The organism is Sorangium sp. So ce385 (genome assembly GCF_051474135.1).
GTDB lineage: Bacteria > Myxococcota_A > Polyangia > Polyangiales > Polyangiaceae > Sorangium > Sorangium cellulosum_D.
This window is the reverse complement of the sequence record NZ_CP150337.1, coordinates 14,928-31,087: the sequence shown is the minus strand read 5'-3', so window position 1 is coordinate 31,087 and position 16,160 is coordinate 14,928. Positions and strand designations below refer to the sequence as shown.

Sequence of the window (16,160 nt, the reverse complement as noted above, 5' to 3'; positions counted from 1 at the left end):
ACGGTGACATGCTTGTCATGGCGGTCAAGCGTGCCGCCTCCACGCATCGCCGGGATCGATCGCGCGGCGTGGAGGCTTTGATTTCGAAGCTCCTCACGATACCATCCGCGCGCCTTTCACGAGGAGCGCAGCTCCTCCCGTGACCGACCGCGGGCTGCGCCCGCCCACGCCACGCCACGCCGCGCCTCGCACCCAGTCGAAGCAATGAGCCATCCCTCCCTGCACCTCACCGCTCGTGACTTCGACGCGTACGCCGCCGAAAAGGCGACCTCGAAGGCCTACTCGCGCCCTCGCCTCGAGGTGAAGCAGCGCGCGCTCGCCTGGGCGCGCGGCGTCGTCGCCCGGCTGAGCGAGCTCGGCATCTCGGTCGACGTCCATGGCTCGGACGAGCACCCCTCGATCCGCAACAAGCACCGGGCCGACTGCCAGTGGGTCTTCTTCTGGCGCGACCAGGCCGCGCGCGACGAGCTCGATCGCCTGCTCGATCGCGGCCGTTCGATCTCCGATGCGATCGACGATCCGAGCCCCTACACGCGGCACGCGTTCCTCGCGCTGCGCATCTCGGAGGGCGAGGTGCAGGTGTGCTTCGCCGTCCACCCGGACGCGAAGGTCGACGTCGACAACCTCCGGGCCCGCCTCTCGGCGACCGAGGAGGAGACCGGCGAGCCGGCCTCGCCGCTCGCCGCCGAGCTCACGAGCGCGCTCCACGCGCTCCCGGAGCAGTTCTCCTTCGGCGCCGGCGGCGGCGATCGCGTGGCGTGCAGCGCGGCCACGCCCGACGCGATCACGGAGATGCTCCGCCGCGCCGCCGACGGTCAGGTGCCGCTCTGGATCGGCTGGTCGGTCCCGCGCGAGACCGCGATCGAGCACGCCGACATCCTCGACGAGCAGCTCGAGGACGCGCTCGTCGCGCTGGCCCCCATCTACCGGCTCGTCGCGTGGTCGCGCGAGAACGATCGCATCGCGCTCGACCGCAAGCTCGAGGGCATCGAGCAGGAGCGGGCGCGCGCCCACGCCGAGCTCGAGGCCGAGAACGAGCGGTGGCGCTCCGAGCAGGCCCGGGCGCGCGAGCGATCGATGGAGCAGGCCAGGGCCCGCGGCGACGAGCGCGTCGAGGCCGCCCTCCCCGCCCGCCGGCCGACCCTGGCGACGCTGTTCAAGTCGACGAGCGGCGGCGGCGCCGGTCGCGGAGGAGAGCCGCGGCCCGCGCCGAGGCACGGCGCGGAGGGCGGCGCCCCGGCCCGGCGAGCGCCGCACGGCGAGGCGGAGCCGCAGGCGAAGGCCGAAGCTCCGCAGAGGCCGCCGGCCCAGCCCGCGCCGCGGGCGCAGCGCGCCCCGTCCGGCGAGCCGGACGCCGCGGCGAAGCCCGCGCCGGAGCCCGCGAAGGGCGGCGCGATCGAGAAGGGAAGCCGCGTCCGCGTGCGCCGAGGTCCGTTCGGCGACAAGATCGGCGTGGTGAGCGAGCTCGATGGTCGCGGAGGGGCGCGCGTCCTGCTCGGCCTCCTCGCGACCAGGCTCGAGCTCGACGATCTCGAGCTCGTCGTCGAGGGGCGGGATCGACCCGCGCTCTCGACATCGCACCGCAAGCCGCTCGCGCCGACGCCGCGCAAGGCGCGCTGAGCGTCGCCGCGCGGCACTCCCCCGCAATGGTCAAGCGCGATCCTTCAACCTACCCCGTGGGCCTCGGCGCCCAGTTCCGCAGCAAGCTCCCGCTCTACCTGACCGGCTCGGCGCTGCTCGCGACGCAGCAGCTGCTCATGGCCAAGCGCGACTTCCTCGTGAAGGACGCCGTCGACGCCGCCGTGCAGCTCCAGTCGAGCGAGGCCTCGCGGGCGGCGCTCATCATGCTCGCGGTGAGCGTGGGCGCCGCGATCATGCGCGTGTTCTCGCGGGTCACCATCTTCACGGCGGGCCGCAACGTCGAGTACGAGCTCCGGGCGATCCTGCTCGCGCGCCTGCACAAGCTCGGGCCGGCCTTCTTCCGCAAGATGCCGACCGGCGACATCATGAGCCGGGCGACGAACGACCTGACGCAGGTCCGCCTCCTCCTCGGCTTCGGCCTGCTGAACGTCGTCGGCTCGCTCTTCGCGTTCGCGAGCGCCCTGTACGTGATGCTCAACATCTCGAAGCGGCTCACGCTCGCGGCGCTCCTGACGATGCCGGCGCTGATGCTCGTCACCCGGTCGTTCTCGACCAAGCTCTTCCTCCGCACCCGCGACAACCAGGAGGCGATCGGCGCCATGAGCGACCGCGTCCTCGCGAGCCTCGCGGGCGTCCGGGTCGTCCGTTCGTTCGCGCTCGAGGGGTCCGAGATGGCCGCGTTCTCGAGCACGAACCAGGCGTACCTCGAGAAGAGCCTCTCGCTCGCCAAGCTGCGCGGCTCCATGGGGCCGCTCATGGGGGCCATCAGCTCGGTCGGCGTGCTCATCGTCTTCTGGTACGGCGGGCAGCTCGTGCTGGAGCAGCAGATGACGAGGGGGGACTTCGTGTCCTTCTGGCTCGCGCTGCTGCGGCTCACGTGGCCGGTGCTCGCCCTCGGCTTCGTCGCCGCGATCATCCAGCGCGGCCGCGCCGGCTACGCGCGGCTCAAGGCCATCTTCGACGCCATCCCCGAGGTCGTGAGCGGCCCGATGCCCGCCCCCGAGGTCGTCCGCGGCGCCATCTCCGTCAAGGAGCTGAGCTTCTCCCACGGCGCGAGGAAGGTGGTCGACGGGGTGAGCTTCGACGTCGAGGCGGGCGGCTCGCTCGCGATCGTGGGGCGCACGGGCTCGGGCAAGAGCACCATCGCCACGCTGCTCGCCCGGCTCATGCCCACGCCGCGCGGCACCGTGTTCCTGGACGGCGTCGACATCTGCGATCTGCCCCTGGAGACCGTGCGCGCGAGCATCGGCTACGCGCAGCAGGACGCGTTCCTCTTCTCCACCACGGTGGCGCGCAACATCGGCTACTCGCTGGACGATCCGGACTCGCCCGCCGCGCTCGAGACCATCCGCGCCGCCGCGGCCGAGGCCGAGGTGCTGAACGAGGTCCTCTCGCTGCCGGACGGCTTCGACACGGTGGTCGGCGAGCGGGGCGTGCAGCTGTCCGGCGGGCAGCGACAGCGCGTCGCGCTCGCGCGCGCGCTCGTGCGCGAGCCGAGCGTCCTCGTCCTCGACGATCCACTCTCCGCCGTCGACGCCAAGACCGAGCAGGCGATCCTCGCGGCGATCGAGCGACAGGCCGCGCGGCGGACGGTCATCCTGATCACGCACCGGGTGGCGGCCGCGCGGCGGTGCGACGCGATCATCGTGCTGGAGCAGGGCCAGGTCATCGAGCGCGGCACGCACGACGAGCTCGTCCGCGCCGGCGGGCTGTACGCGTCGTTCGCCGAGGAGCAGCAGCTCGAAGAGGATCTCGCGACCCTCGAGGCGACGCCGTCCTCGCGGCCGGTGGAGCTCTCGTGACGCAGCCAGGCTCAGGAGAAAGCGCGACGATGCAGGCGAAACCGAGCGGCGCCACGGCCGCTGGAGAGGCGGGCGCGAGCCCGCGGCGGCCGGCGCCGTCCTCGGCGAGCAGGGGCCGCGCGGCGAAGAAGGCGAGCCGCACCGAGGACGTGCTGAGCCGCTTCCACGAGGAGGCGCAGCTCGGCGAGGCGTACGACGCGCGCATGCTGCTGCGGCTGTGGCCGTTCGTGCGCCCGCAGGGCAAGCACCTCGCGCTCTCGCTGTCGCTGCTCATCGTCACCGCCCTCTTGGCGCTCTTGCGCCCGCTCATCATGCGCGACGCGCTCGACGCCTTCGACGCGCCCGGCGGGCTCGATCGCCTCACGCGCAACGGCTTCTTGCTCACGGGCGTCATGCTCGCGGAGCAGTCGCTCGCGTTCCCGCAGCTCTACCTGATGCAGCTCGCCGGCGCGCGCGCCATGGCCGACCTGCGCGTGCGCGTCTTCGGGTTCTTGCACACCCGGCGGCTCGGGTTCTTCGATCGCACGCCGGTCGGCCGGCTCGTCACGCGGGTGACGAACGACGTGGACGCCATCGGCGAGATGTTCGCGTCGGGCGCGCTCAACGCGTTCGGCGACCTGCTCCGCCTCGCCGTCATCGTCGTGGTGATGGTGTCGCTCGACTGGCGCATGTCGCTGCTCGCCTTCGCGGCGGTGCCCCCCGTCGCGCTCGGCGTCAACTGGACGCGACGCCGGATCCGCGACGCCTTCCGGGAGGTGCGGGCGAAGACGGCCCGGATGAACGCGTACCTCAACGAGCAGGTCTCCGGCATGGCCGTCGTGCAGGCCTACGCCAGGGAGGAGCGCTCGGCCGAGGAGTTCGACGACATCAACGCCGCCTACCGGAACGCGAACAACCGCTCCATCGTGCTCGACGCGACGCTCGACGCCGCCATCGAGATGGTCTCGAGCGTCTGCATCGCCGCGGTGCTCTGGTACGCGGGCGTGAAGAGCTTCAAGGAGGAGATCTCCTTCGGGACGCTCTTCGCCTTCGTCGCCTACATCGACATGTTCTTCGTCCCGATCCGCGATCTGTCGGCCCGGTACACGCTGCTGCAGTCCGCGATGGCCGGCGCGGAGCGCATCTTCGAGCTGCTCGACAACAAGGACGAGGACGCGACGGCCACGGCGAGCTGTACCGACGCGGCGAAGGCCGCGGACGAGAGCGTCGCGTTCGAGCTCGACAACGTCGTGTTCGGCTACAAGCCGGGCGCGCCCGTGCTGCGGCAGGTCTCGATCGCGGCGCGGAGCGGCGAGAAGGTCGCGCTGGTCGGCGCGACCGGCGCCGGCAAGAGCACCGTGGCGTCGCTGCTGCTCCGCCTCTACGACGTGGAGGAGGGCACCGTGCGGGTCTTCGGCCGCGACGTCCGCGCGTACGCGCGCGACGAGCTGCGCCGCAAGTTCGCCGTCGTCCCGCAGGACGTGTTCCTGTTCCCCGGCACGGTGCTCACGAACATCGCGGCCGGCGACGCGATCCCGGATCGCGCGAAGGTGGTGAACGCGCTGAACCGCATCGGCGCGCTCGATCTCTTCGAACGCCGCGAGGGCGGCCTCGACGCCCCGGTGCTCGAGCGCGGCAGCAACTTCAGCGCGGGCGAGCGCCAGCTGATCGCCTTCGCCCGCGCCCTCTACCGCGATCCGCCGCTCCTCATCCTGGACGAGGCCACGGCCAACGTCGACAGCGACACCGAGGCGCGCCTGCAGCGCGCGCTCGAGGGCGCCATGGAGGGGCGCACCGCGCTGATCATCGCGCACCGCCTCTCGACGATCCGCGCCGTCGATCGCATCGTCGTCTTCCACAAGGGCTGCGTCGTCGAGCAGGGCACGCACGAGGATCTGCTCGCCGCCGGCGGCGTCTACAGCAAGCTGTACCGGCTGCAGTTCGCCCGGCAGGCGGCGGCGCACGCCTAGGGATCGGCGGGCGCCGGGTCGTCGTCGACGTAGCACTTGCCGGCGGCCCCCGACGCGCCCTCGTCGGCGACGTCCGCGCCTCCGGCGACCACCCGCAGCCAGTACTCGGAGCAGCTGTCGTTCATCACGATCAGGTGCTCGTCGTCCGCGCACGTCACCTCGGCCTGGTTGCCCGCCGCGTGCGCCAGCGTGCCGCCGCGCCTCGTGCCGTCGCTCTCGAACGACAGGTACACCTGCCACCATCGCGGCCGCGCGCCGAGGCCGTGCTTGAGCGCGTACCGCATGCCCCCCGGGAAATAGAGGAGCTCGCCGTCCGGCGCCGACGTCTCGTAGATGCCCCCCGCCGGCGTGGCCTCGGTGAACTCGACGGGCGGGTTCGCGCTCTCGGACCGGTCGCACCGGCTCGGCGCGCAGCCCGCAGCGAGGGCGGCGGCCGCGCCCACCGCGCAGGCGGCGGCCCACCCCGAGCGCCGCGCAGCGCCCCGGCCCGCGTCCTCGCTCCGCATGGCTCAGCCGAGCCAGCGCGCGGCGTCGAGCGCGTGGTAGGTGAGGATGAAATCGGCCCCGGCGCGCCGGATCGACGTGAGCAGCTCGAGCACCGCCCGCTTCTCGTCGATCATGCCCCGCTCGGCGGCCGCCTTGATCATCGCGTACTCGCCGCTGACGTTGTAGGCGCCGAGCGGCAGCGTCGTCGCCTCGCGCACGCGCGCGATGACATCGAGGTACGCGAGCGCGGGCTTCACCATGAGCATGTCGGCCCCCTCCTCCTCGTCGAGCGCCGCCTCGCGGAGGCCCTCGCGCGCGTTTCCGGGGTCCATCTGGTAGCCCGCTCGGTCGCCGAACTTGGGCGCGCAGTCCGCCGCCTCGCGGAACGGCCCGTAGAAGCCGGACGCATATTTCACGGCGTAGGAGAGGAGCGCCGTCCCCGTCAGCGACTCGGCGTCGAGCGCGCGCCGGATGGCGGCGACGCGGCCGTCCATCATGTCGCTCGGCGCGACGACGTCGGCCCCCGCCTTGGCGTGGACCACCGCCGCCCGCGCGAGCACCTCCAGCGTCGCGTCGTTGTCGACGTCCACCGCGCCGGACGCGTCCTCCCGGAGCAGGCCGCAGTGGCCGTGATCGGTGTACTCGTCGACGCACACGTCGGTGATCACGAGCAGCTCCGGCACCGCGTCCTTCATCGCCTTCACGGCGCGCGGGACCGGGCCGTCGGGGTCGTAGGCGCTCGAGCCCGACGCGTCCTTGGTGCGCGGCAGCCCGAACAGGATCGTCCCGCCGATGCCGTGCTCCTTGCAGAGCCGCGCCTGCGCCGCCGCGGCGCTCACGGGCAGCTGCGAGACGCCCGGCATCGTCCCGACCGGGCGCGGCGCGTCGAGCGCCTCGTTGAAGAAGAGGGGGAGGATGAAATCCCCCGGGTTCAGGGACGTCTCCCGCACCAGGGCGCGGAGGGCGGGCGTGCGGCGGAGCCGGCGCGGTCGCTTCGTGGGGAACACGGCGGCGGAGCATAGCAGCCCTTCGCCCGCGGGGACCGCTCCGGTCTCGCCGCGCGCGATCCGTGGATCGCCCGAGCGCTGGAATCGGTTAGTGTTCGCCCGAAACCGCCCGCATGAGACCGGCCCTCCACTTTCCTTCTGCCGGCCGCGCCTGCCCCGCCGCGCGCGGCGCCCGCCCCCAGCGCGGGCCGCGCGCGCGGACGTCGCTCAACGCTAGGCCGCTCCAGGGCGCACGGTCTGGCGCACGGCCGGCCCCGGACGCGGCGGCGTCACCGGAGCGGACGTCTGCTGGGACGACAGCGGGACCGTATCGTCGTCGTCCGCGTCCAGCGCCAAGGCCTCGTCCGGCTGGTTCGCAGGCGTATCCGTGGCGGCGACCGTGACCATTGCAATGTCGGACAGCGGGCACCACACGGTCCATGCTTCATTGCGGACGAAGCTATCGAGCGGGACGACTCCGTTCTCGATGCCGCGCGCGAGCTGGTCGAGCCTGACCGGACCGACCGATCGCTCCCCGTTGGTGACGTACCATCGGTCCGTAAAGCCGCGCTCCGAGCTCCGCAGCTCCTGGGACAGTTTCACAGATCTCATTGAATGGACTCCAGAAACCGCCGGACGTTGAATCGAACCGGGTGCGATTCTATCCCCTTAACGCACCGAGTCAACATCACTGCAGATTCGCTATGACAATCAACGTCTGCCATGAGTGAACGACAAAACGACGAGAGTTTGACGGTGCTTCCAAGGCGCGACGATCCCTCCGACGAGGGCCACGGCGCGGCGGCGCTGCGGGCCGCGGGCGGGGGGCCGGGCGCCGCCAGGCCGGGCGTCGTGTACCTCGTCGGCGCGGGCCCGGGTGACCCGGGGCTCTTCACGCTGCGCGGCGCGGAGCTGCTCGCCACGGCCGACGTCGTGCTGCACGACGAGCTGGTCCACCCGGCGCTCTTGGACGGCGTGCGGGAGGGCGCCGAGGTGCGCTCGGTCGGCAAGCGCGGCGGCGATCGGGTCGTAAAGGACGCGAAGCAGGCGGAGATCGACGCGGAGCTCGTCGCGCTCGGGCTCGCGGGCCGCAGCGTCGTCCGCCTGAAGGGCGGCGACCCGTTCCTCTTCGGGCGCGGCTCGGAGGAAGCGGAGGCGCTCGCGCGGGCCGGGGTGCCGTTCGAGGTGGTGCCGGGCGTCTGCTCTCCGCTCGGCGCGACGGCCTACGCCGGCATCTCGCTGACGCACCGGCACATCGCCTCCAGCGTGATGATCGTCAGCGGCGTCACCCGGGCGGGCAAGGGGTTCGACTGGAGCGAGCTCGCCTCGGTCCGCGGGACCATCTGCGTCCTGATGGGCATGCAGGCCCTCGACGCGGTGGTCGAGGGGCTGATGGGGCCGGGTCGCCGCGATCCTGCGACGCCGGCGGCGGCCATCCAGTGGGGCACGCGGGCCGACCAGCGCGTCGTCTCGAGCCGCCTCGACGAGCTGCCCCGCCGCGCCCGGGAGGCGGGGCTCCAGAGCCCCGCGGTCATCGTCGTCGGCGCCGTCACCGGCCTCAGGGACGCGCTGCGCTGGTTCGACCGGAAGCCGCTGTTCGGCAAGCGCGTGCTCGTGACCCGGCCGCGGCACCAGGCGCGCTCGACGTCGCGGCTCATCCGCCTCCGCGGCGGCGAGGCGGTGGAGCTCGCGACCATCGAGATCCACCCGCCGCCCGACCCTGCGCGCGTCACCGCGGCGGTCCGCGGGCTCTCCGGGTACCACGCCGTCGTGTTCACGAGCGAGAACGGGGTCTCGCGCTTCTTCGAGGAGCTGGATCGGCTCGGCCTGGACGCGCGCGCCTTCGGCTCGGCCCGCCTCGCCGCGATCGGGGTCGGGACGGCTGCAGCGCTCGCCGCGCGCGGCGTCCGCGCCGACATCGTCCCGAAGGAGTTCCGCGGCGAGGAGCTCGCGGAGGCCATCCTCGCCGACCCCGCGCTGGCCGAGCGCAGGGCGGCGCGCTCGCCGGTCCGCGTCCTGCTCGCGCGCGCGCTCGTCGCCCGCGAGGTGCTCCCCGAGCGGCTCCGCGCCGCCGGCTGCGAGGTGGACGTCGTGCCCGTCTACGAGACCCGCCCCGCCTCGAGCGATCGCCGCGAGCAGCTGCTCCGGGCGCTCTCGGCGGGCGAGATCGACGTCGTGCTGCTCACGTCGAGCAGCACCGTCGACAGCCTGTGCGATCTCCTCGGCGAGGGCGCCGCGGCGCGCCTCGACCGCGTGCTCCTGGCGAGCATCGGCCCGATCACGACCGCGACCGCCGAGAAGCGGGGGCTCCGGGTCGGCGTGACCGCCGAGGTGAGCACCACAGCAGGTCTCCTCGACGCGCTGGATCGATATTTTGCTGCGTTGCAAGCTGCACCGACGAGCGCCGCCGACTGAGGAGCTGCTCGCACGGCGTGCGACGAGCTCCGCGCTCGAGGGCGCAAAGAAAGAGCGCCGCGGCGGACCTGGGGGGGGGAAGGTCTCCGCCGCGACGCTCGGCCCCGGAGAGAGCAGGAGGCGTGCCTGCGCCTTCCCGAAGTGAATTCGAATACTTAGAGCGTCCGAGCAGGACCTGCCTTGCGCCCTTGCGTTACCGCACGGACATAGCTGCAAGGGACATCCGATGTCCAGGCGCTGTCATCAATCTAGAACCGCACTCGTCGGTTCGGAGCAGGCGTACAGCCTCACATCCGGACAGCGGTGGTGAGACAAAGGCCTTCGGTCGCCGTTCGGTCACTCGAAGGTCGCCCGGACGACGAGGAACTTGTTGTTGAGCTCGATGGACGTGAGCCGCTCGAAGATGCGAGGGCTGCCGAGCTCGTTCGACAGGGAGTTGATGCGCCCGTGCTCGGTGACGAAGTAGAAGGTCTTCACGCCCTTCTTCTTCTGCTCGTTGATGTAGTCCTGAAACTTCTTCCCGCTCGAGACGAAGGCGGCCAGCTTGTTGCCGGCGTAGAAGTTCTCGCCCTTCCAGTTCATCTGGTAGGCGACGAGCGGCCCTGGGATCTCCTGGCTCGCGCGCGCGTAGGCGAGCAAGGTCTCGCGCTGGCCCCAGTGGGGCGACGTCCGCACGAAGTACACGTCGAGCCCCCACGCCGTGAACGCGATCGCGAGCGAGGCGAGCGCGTAGAGGGCGAGGCGGCGGAGCCGCGCGACCACCAGCAGCAAGCACAGGAGGGCCGCCGCGGCGGTGAAGGCCCACAGGGTCGCCGAGAAGTCGAGCGACTGCGGCCAAGGGCGCTTGTAGTTGTACGTGAAGAGGTGCAGCAGCCTTGCCTGGCTCGGCTGCCCCTCGCGCGCCATCGCGAGATCGCGCCCGACGAAGAAGACGAGGAGCGCGGCGCCGATCGCGACGGCGCCGAGCATCGCGCGCTCATAGACGACCGTCGCCAGCGCGCGCGAAGGCGGCGCCGGCGCGGAGGCCGCGCCCGAGCCCAGCGCGCCCGCGCGGGCCTCCAGGCGCAGCATGTCGTCGAGCAGGATCCCGGTGAGCATCGCCGCCGGCGGGACGGCCGGCAGGATGTAGTGGTGGAACTTCGTCAGCATCAGCGAGAAGAGCGCGAAGCCGAAGAGGAACCACATCGCCAGGAACACCGAGGCGTCGCTCCTTCGGACCTCGGCCGCGCCGGGCTCGTCCGGGGCTCCGCCCTCGCGCCGCCGGAGCCACCACACGAGCGAGGCGGGCACGAGCCCCGTCCACGGGAACATCGCGTAGCCGAGCTGCCACACGTAGTAGCGGAAGCTCACGTCGTCGCCCTCGTTCGTGTCGTGCACGTGGGTGAAGGCGCGCTTGAACATGTCGTGGAACAGGAGCCGGTCGGTGAACGGCTGGCCGTGCCGCGCGTACATGGCGACGAACCAGGGGAGCGCGACGCACGCGAGCACGAGCAGCCCGACGGGGATCTCCATCTTGAGCAGGTCGCGGTACCGGCGCGAGACGACGACGTAACCGAGGGCGCAGAGCACCGGGAGCCCGAAGCCGGCAGGCCCCTTGGCCATCGTGGAGAGGGCGGCGAAGAACCACGCGGCGAGGAAGAGGAGCCGCTGGACGCGCCGCTCGCCCCAGCTGGCGTACAGGACGATCCCGAGCGTCTGCGCCCAGATGATCGCCTGGAGCGCCGGCTGCAGTCCGGGGAGCACGGGCAGCACCGACCGGCAGGCCTCGTTGCCGGGGAGCCCGCAGTTACCCGGCGAGCCGGAGCTGAAGACGTCGCCGTGGAGGCGCAGGCCGAAGGGCGCCGCGTGGATCTCGACGTGGCGCGACAGCAGGTAGAGGACCTGCGGCAGCGCGCAGGCGACGATCGCCCCGAGCACGAGGTGGTAGAGCGAGAGGCCCACCTTGAGCGCGCCGAGATCGACCTCGTAGACGCGCGCCTCCTCGGCGTCGTCGGTGTGGATGCCGAGCAGGAGGAGCGCCATCGCCGCGGCCATCGTCGCGACGAAGGGCATGTCGGTCATGGTCTGGTGGGAGACCATGAACCACTGCGGCATGGTGGTGAGGACGACGCCCGCGAGCAGCCCCGCGCGGCGGCTGAAGATCCGCGAGACGGCCTTGTAGAGGAGGTAAACGGCGATGAGCGTCAGCGCGAAGATGGGCAGCCGGACCGCCCACTCGGGCCACGGCGTGCGCCCCTCGGCCACGGCCGAGAGCATCTCGCCCGACCGGTAGCGGACGCCGAAGGCCGCCATGGCGAGCGCCTGCATCCAGAAGTCGAGCACCGGCTTCGACCAGAACCAGCCGTCCTGCGCCCACCAGAGGGAGATCCAGTCGTTCCTGGCCAGGATCTCGCGCGCGACCTCGCCGTAGTGCGTCTCCCACGGGTCGGTGAGCGCGTGGCTCCCGAGCATCGGGAGGTAGAGCAGCGTGACGAGGGCGACGAGCCAGAAGCCGTGCCGCCGGAGGAGGGGGCGCGGAGCGCCGGTCTCGTCGGCGCGGCAGGGGCCGAGGCGCTCGCCGAGCCGGAACGCGCCGACCACGGCCGTGAGGAACGCGGCAGGGACGGCGACGGCGGGCACCGCCAGCGAGAGCAGCGTGGGCGCGCCGCCCCGCGAGAGGGAGCTCGGCGAGAGGTAGCCCGCGACGCTGAGCGTGACGAGGACGAAGAACGCGGCGAGCCCGGAGCCGAGCAGGGCGAGCGGGCCGAGCAGATCCCGGATCCCGACGCGCGCGGCGACGCGATCCGGCGGATCGTCGAACGTGCCGAGCAGGTCGAGCAGGCCGAGCGTCGCGACGGCGATCCCGAGCGCGCCGAGCGGGACGCCCCAGCGAAGCTGAGGCGCGAGCGCCATCACGACGAACGCGAGCAGGGCGCCCGCGGCGGACACTGCAGCGCCACGCCAGCGGAGCGGATTGCCCTGCGGCACGAGGCGCACCTCGTCGGTGTCGGGCGCGGCGTCGTCCGCGCCGGCCGCGCCGTCGCGCGCCGTCGCCTCGTCCGCGCCGGCCGCGCCGTCGCGCGCCGCCGCCTCGTCCTCCGGCGCGGGGGCGCGTGGCTCCGCGGCGCCGGAGCCCGCCACGCCGCCCTCGGTCGTCTCGTCCGCCGCGGTCGTCCCGTCGCGGGCGTCCGCGGGCGCGCCGCTGCTCTTGTCGTGCGTGTCGTTCATGGCTGCGCCGAACGCGGAACGAGGCGCGGCCCTGACGTAGCAACTCTGCGTCGCTGGGCAAAGCAGCGGTCGCGCGCGCTCGCTCAGCGCGCGCCGCTCGATCGACGCATGCACGCGCGGGCGTCCCTCAGGTCTGCACGAGCTCGACCCGAGGGCGGCCGCTCGTGAGGGCGCGCCGCCCCGGATCGCGCGCCGCGCCCGGACCGCCGGCGCGGCGCGATGACCGCGGCCGCGCGAAGCCCGAGGCGCGCGCGGCTACTTCGTCAGGCGCGCGATCTCTTCCTTGATGATCGTCTCGGCGAGGACCGGCACGACCTCCCAGACGACGCGCTCCACGACGTCGCGGGACAGCGCCATCACGGCCTCGACCTGCTCGGCGCTGAGCCCGAGGCCCTCGAGCTTGCTCGCCATCTGGCCGTTCACCTGCGCGGAGGCGGTGGCCGCGACCGCCGCAGGACCGGACGCCGTCTTCGGCACGCCCGACACCGGCGTCGGCGAGAAGGCCATCGTCGTCGTGACCGGCACGTTCGCGCCGCCGCCGGGCGCCGTCTTGACCGAGGCCTGGGCCGGCGCAGCGGTGGTGGCGGCGGGCGCGTTCGGCGTGTAGATGAGGGTCTTCGCGCGCTGGAGCGGGCTCGCGCCCGCGGCGGCAGGCTGCGCCGCGGCGGCGGGCTGCGCCGCCGCGGCCGGCTGCGCCGCGGCGGCGGGAGCCCGCGCGGGCGCAGGCGTCGCAGCAGCAGCGGCAGGAGCCGCGGCGGCGGGCTTCGCCTCGCCGCGCGACGCCAGCAGCTTCTTGACCTTGTCGATCATCTGCTGCGTGTCGAACGGCTTGTCCATGTGGTCGTCGGCTTGCGCGCTCGAGCCCTTCGCGGGATCGAACGGGTTCTGCTTGGACGACAGGATCAGGACGGGCGTCGCCGGTGAGGCCTGCTTGATCGCCTTGCACAGCTCGTAGCCGTTCTTCGGCTCGAGCGTGACGTCGGCGATCACCAGGTCGGGTTTATCGCTCTTGAGCTTCTGCAGCGCAGCGTCGGCGCTGCTCGCCGTCACGACGCGGAAATCCTGACCCGCAAAGGTGATTTCGAGCACTTTGCGCATGGTCACGCTGTCGTCTACGGCGAGAAGGGTGCTGGCCACGAACGGGTCTCCTCTCAGATGGCGAGAAAGCGATGACGGCTCTGGATATCTTCGGCTCCGGTCGCGCGATGTGTCAACATTCGCGGTGTATTTCGCCCCCGCGGGCCCCGCGGATGTGCGTTTTCCGCGCCGGTAGAGCCCGGTCCCACGCCCGTGGGCGGAGCCGAGGCGCCCCCCACGAGCCCTGATGCGCCCGCGCCGCCCCGCCGCCCCGACCCCCCACCCCCGCCCCCGCCCCCACCCCCAGGACGCCGCCGATCCGATCGACGAAGGCCCGGCCGCCCCGGTGCGCCCCCCGCAGGATGGCCGCTGGACCGTGCCGGCCGCGCTGGACCGCCGGCCGCTCGACGGGGCCGTCCGGGCGCTTGCGTCGGTCTCGTGGTCCGACGCGCGCCGGCTGATCGAGACCGGCAAGGTGCTCGTCGGGAGCGCGGTGGCGACGAGCGCCCGGCGGCGGGTGCTCAGCGGGGAGCTGATCGAGGTCCGCCTGCACGCGCCGCGGCCCGAGACCGTGCGGCGGCGCAAGCTCGAGGGCGAGCTCGTGGTCTACGCGGACGCGAGCGTCGTGGTGGTGAACAAGCCCGCCGGCGTGAGCACCATCCCCTACGGCGACGAGGACCCCGCGGAGCAGGCCGCGACGCTCGACGCGCTGGTGCGGGAGGTGCTGGCCCGGCGCGACCGCCTGCGCGGGCGGGCGCCGCTCGGCGTGGTGCAGCGCCTCGACAAGGGGACGAGCGGGCTGCTCGTCTTCGCGCGGACGCTCGCCGCGAAGAAGCACCTCGCCCAGCAGCTCCGCGTCCGCGCGATGCACCGGCAGTACCTGGCGCTCGCGCACGGCGCCGTCGCGCGCGGCACGTACCGCAGCTACCTCGTCGAGGATCGGGGCGACGGGCTGCGCGGCTCGGCCAGGGACGGCCGGCGCGAGGGGCAGCTCGCGGTGACGCACGTCGAGCCGATCGAGGCGCTCCGCGGGCCGCAGGAGGGGGCCGGCGCCGCGGGCGCGACGCTGGTCGCCTGCCGCCTCGAGACGGGGCGCACGCACCAGATCCGCATCCACCTCGCCGAGGCCGGGCACCCGCTCGTCGGCGAGGCCGTCTACGTGCGCGACTACCGCGGGCCGAAGATCCCCGCCCCGCGGCTGATGCTCCACGCCGTCGAGCTCGGCTTCGACCACCCCGCCGACGGCCGGCCGATGCGCTTCCAGGCGCCGCCGCCCCCCGATTTCGACGAGGTGCTCGAGCGCCTCCGCGGTCCGCGCCGGACGATGGACGCTACCTGACCTTGCCGCGCGCCTCGCTCATCGCCGCGGCGGTCGCGTCGACGAGCGGCATCACCTTCGCGTAGTCCATCCGCGTCGGGCCGAGCACGCCCACGGTGCCGGCGACGCGCCCGTTCTCCATGTACGGCGCCGCGACGAGGCTGAGCTGGCCGCCGCCGAGGTCGCCCGCCTCGCTGCCCACGAAGACGGTGACCTCGCCCGCGCCGGCGGCGAGGGTGCGGTCGAGCAGATCGACGAGCTCCTCGCGCTCCTCGAGCGCCTTCATCAGCTTCCTGAGCCGGTCGACGTCGGCGTACTCGGGCAGATCGATCAGGCGGTTCTGCCCCTCGATGACCACCTCGCTCCGCCGCGTCACGTCGGCCGTCGCCTTGCTGCCGAGCTCGAACGCGCGGCGCCTCAGCGCGTCGATCTGGAGGCGCTCGTCGGCGAGGCGGCGGGCGAAGAGATCCCGGATCTCGCCCAGCGTGCGCCCCTCGATGACGTCGGCGAGCAGGTTGTGGATCCGGGTGAGCTCCCCTTCGTTGATCGCCTCGTCGATCGAGATGAAGCGGTTCTCGACCGAGCCGTCGGCGAAGACGAGCACCGCGAGCAGCTGCCCGGGCTTCGTCGGGATGAAGCGCAGCTGGCCGAGGGCGCGGATCTCCGCCCGGGGCGCCGCGACGACCGCCGCGGCGCCCGACAGCTCCGACAGGTAGCGCCCCGTCTCGCGGAGCGGATCGCTCGCCACCGTGTAGATCTCGGTGAACCTGGCGCTGAGCTCGGCCTGCTGCTCGGGGGAGAGCGACCGGAGCTCGACGAGCGCGTCGATGAACATCCGGAGCGCGCGGTCGGTCGGGATCCGGCCCGCGGAGGTGTGCGGCTGGTGGAGGTAGCCGGCCTCCTCGAGGTCGGCGAGCACGTTGCGGATCGAGGCAGCCGAGAGATCCAGCCCGTACTTGCGCGCGAGCGTCCTGCTGCCTACAGGGTCGCCCGTCGCGATGAACTCGGTGACCGCGGCGAAAAGGATCTTTCGAGCGCGATTGGAAAGATCTTGCATGTCAACTGCAGGCGGCGCTGAGCGCCGCTGTGGCTACCTGGACCAGGGACCGCCCGGACCGGGAAGCCATGCGGGCCGGACCTTCGCTCCCATACGTCAAGACGCGCGTGCGGGCGCTGGACCCACGGATGCGCATGAGAGCTATTTTGAGGCGATCGCGCGGCCCGGTCAAATGGCGCGGTAGGATGGGCGCGGCCGCCGCGCCCGAGGGTTCCGCAGAGC

Annotated in this window: 11 protein-coding genes; 5 read left to right on the top strand and 6 right to left on the bottom strand. The window is 72.7% G+C overall.

The annotated features are described in order from the left end of the window. The first annotated feature begins 204 nt into the window (after positions 1-204). Genes WME83_RS00100 through WME83_RS00090 form a run of 3 tightly spaced genes read left to right on the top strand, consistent with a single transcriptional unit; the run spans position 205 to position 5,392 of the window. Positions 205-1,620, top strand: coding sequence for a hypothetical protein (locus tag WME83_RS00100; protein ID WP_437317215.1), 1,416 nt, complete (start codon positions 205-207; stop codon positions 1,618-1,620). A gap of 26 nt (positions 1,621-1,646) precedes the next feature. Further along, positions 1,647-3,443, top strand: a complete 1,797-nt coding sequence (locus WME83_RS00095) for an ABC transporter ATP-binding protein (RefSeq protein ID WP_437317214.1) — start codon at positions 1,647-1,649, stop codon at positions 3,441-3,443. Between the two features lie 29 nt (positions 3,444-3,472). Next, positions 3,473-5,392, top strand: coding sequence for an ABC transporter ATP-binding protein (locus tag WME83_RS00090; protein ID WP_437317213.1), 1,920 nt, complete (start codon positions 3,473-3,475; stop codon positions 5,390-5,392). Here WME83_RS00090 and WME83_RS00085 read toward each other — a convergent pair. From WME83_RS00085 to WME83_RS00075, 3 genes are all read right to left on the bottom strand, one after another. Further along, on the bottom strand, positions 5,389-5,898 hold the full coding sequence (locus tag WME83_RS00085; protein ID WP_437317212.1) for a hypothetical protein: 510 nt from the start codon (positions 5,896-5,898) through the stop codon (positions 5,389-5,391). The genes WME83_RS00090 and WME83_RS00085 overlap by 4 nt on opposite strands. Positions 5,899-5,901: 3 nt before the next feature. After that, a complete protein-coding gene (hemB, locus tag WME83_RS00080) occupies positions 5,902-6,885 on the bottom strand; it encodes a porphobilinogen synthase (protein WP_437317211.1) in 984 nt (327 codons plus the stop codon). Positions 6,886-7,098: 213 nt separating this feature from the next. Beyond that, entirely contained in the window at positions 7,099-7,476 is a 378-nt protein-coding gene (locus WME83_RS00075) for a DUF4339 domain-containing protein (protein ID WP_437317210.1), read from the bottom strand. Between the two features lie 111 nt (positions 7,477-7,587). On the opposite strand from WME83_RS00075, the gene cobA reads away from it, so the two are divergent. Beyond that, the gene (cobA, locus tag WME83_RS00070; RefSeq protein ID WP_437317209.1) at positions 7,588-9,279 is read left to right on the top strand and encodes a uroporphyrinogen-III C-methyltransferase; all 1,692 of its coding nucleotides are present in this window, start codon (positions 7,588-7,590) and stop codon (positions 9,277-9,279) included. Between the two features lie 336 nt (positions 9,280-9,615). Here the strand turns inward: cobA and WME83_RS00065 are convergent, their stop codons facing one another. Together WME83_RS00065 and WME83_RS00060 are read right to left on the bottom strand one after the other, a co-directional pair. After that, on the bottom strand, positions 9,616-12,486 hold the full coding sequence (locus WME83_RS00065) for an ArnT family glycosyltransferase (RefSeq protein ID WP_437317208.1): 2,871 nt from the start codon (positions 12,484-12,486) through the stop codon (positions 9,616-9,618). 255 nt (positions 12,487-12,741) lie between these two features. Continuing rightward, complete coding sequence (locus WME83_RS00060; protein WP_437317207.1) at positions 12,742-13,623, bottom strand: response regulator transcription factor; 882 nt, start codon at positions 13,621-13,623, stop codon at positions 12,742-12,744. Between the two features lie 187 nt (positions 13,624-13,810). On the opposite strand from WME83_RS00060, the gene WME83_RS00055 reads away from it, so the two are divergent. Continuing rightward, on the top strand, positions 13,811-14,902 hold the full coding sequence (locus WME83_RS00055; protein ID WP_437317206.1) for an RluA family pseudouridine synthase: 1,092 nt from the start codon (positions 13,811-13,813) through the stop codon (positions 14,900-14,902). On the opposite strand, the gene hrcA is transcribed toward WME83_RS00055, so the two are convergent. Then, positions 14,895-15,938 carry a heat-inducible transcriptional repressor HrcA gene (gene hrcA, locus WME83_RS00050; protein WP_437317205.1) on the bottom strand — a complete coding sequence of 348 codons (1,044 nt, stop codon included), beginning with the start codon at positions 15,936-15,938 and terminating at the stop codon, positions 14,895-14,897. The genes WME83_RS00055 and hrcA overlap by 8 nt on opposite strands. Between the last annotated feature and the right edge of the window lie 222 nt (positions 15,939-16,160).